1 protein-coding gene and 1 rRNA gene are annotated in these 1,112 nt (G+C 43.7%); one reads left to right on the top strand and one right to left on the bottom strand.

All coding sequences use genetic code 11. The features are described from left to right. Nucleotides 1–120: 120 nt before the first annotated feature. Nucleotides 121–576, top strand: coding sequence for a DUF2057 family protein (locus IEY09_RS20085; protein ID WP_229778076.1), 456 nt, complete (start codon nucleotides 121–123; stop codon nucleotides 574–576). A 452-nt stretch (nucleotides 577–1,028) separates the two neighbouring features. Here the strand turns inward: IEY09_RS20085 and IEY09_RS20080 are convergent. Beyond that, nucleotides 1,029–1,112 (bottom strand): 23S ribosomal RNA (locus tag IEY09_RS20080); the annotation flags it as partial.

Here is a 1,112-nt window from a genome sequence, read left to right as displayed (position 1 = left end):
GGATATGAGGACATAGTGGATGCCTGCAGCCAGGCATGGAACAGCTTTATCAGTTGTACAAAACGCGTGGTAAAGATGTGCTCTCGGGAATGGGCAAAGGTGACTGAACTTTAATGCGGAATGGTATTACATCTCAAACTGCCCAATATAGATTCGGCTAAGGCTGCAAAGCAATTCGATGAGTTACCATTACTCATGCTTTTAGATAAGCATAATCAAGTGATTGCGTTCGACCAAGATAGATTAGTGAAAAATGGGTTACAGATAGGCCGAAACTTCGAGCAGGAAATCTTTCAGTATAATCAGGGACAACATCCCGCCTCGATAACGTTTACCACTCAGCAAAGCCTGCCTCAAGTATCAGCGACAACGAGTGCACCAACTCTGCCAGCTACCTCTTCTGCGACGTCTACTATAGTTACCACCACAGCAGTCGCATCCACAGCTGCAATAACACAAAGCACAGCGCCTGATTCACCAACTCAAGCCGAAATCAGCCATATGCTGGATTATTGGTATCAACTCGCCGATGACGTCACTAAAGCAAAGTTCAAAGCCAAAATTAATGGGCAATAAGCTTATTCGTTACTTTTTGCGCAGCAGCAAACTAGCATGGTCACGCTAACCCCAATTCAGAATAGAGCAGCCTAGGTTGCTCTTTTTATTGGCCTGATGTTATGTACCTAAATTTTTAGAGTAACCCAATCTGAAATGGTATCTAAGGGAGAATGTAAAAGTGAAAAAAGCAAGAACTGAAAACACTAAATGCNTTAGGCGCTTGGCGATGAAATGCTATTGTCACCAAGCAAATTCTTACTGGCTAATTCTACGTCTGACGGCATTGTTTCCTCACTCCAGTGCTCATGTACTACCGTACACTCTGCCCTTCGCGCGTCACGGCTTTGTCAGCCGCACAATTACCTGCGTAATTAACCTTGATTCTTTAATTTAGAAAGCTGGTTTGAGTTGCACTTCTTAAGTGTTTATATTCAAGCTAAGTGCTACTTAGCAAAACCCATCTGGGTTGTATGGTTAAGCCTCTCGAGTCATTAGTATCAGTTAGCTCAACGCCTCACAACGCTTACACACCTGACCTATCAACGTCCTAGTCT

Origin of the sequence: Shewanella xiamenensis, assembly GCF_014647135.1 — a bacterium.
Classification (GTDB): Bacteria; Pseudomonadota; Gammaproteobacteria; order Enterobacterales; family Shewanellaceae; genus Shewanella; species Shewanella xiamenensis.
This window is presented reverse-complemented; position numbering and strand designations above follow the sequence as displayed.

What these genes read in the sequence shown, in the direction of transcription:
- IEY09_RS20085 (WP_229778076.1), top strand. Translation starts at nt 121, where the DNA reads ATGGTATTACATCTCAAACTGCCCAATATAGATTCGGCTAAGGCTGCA.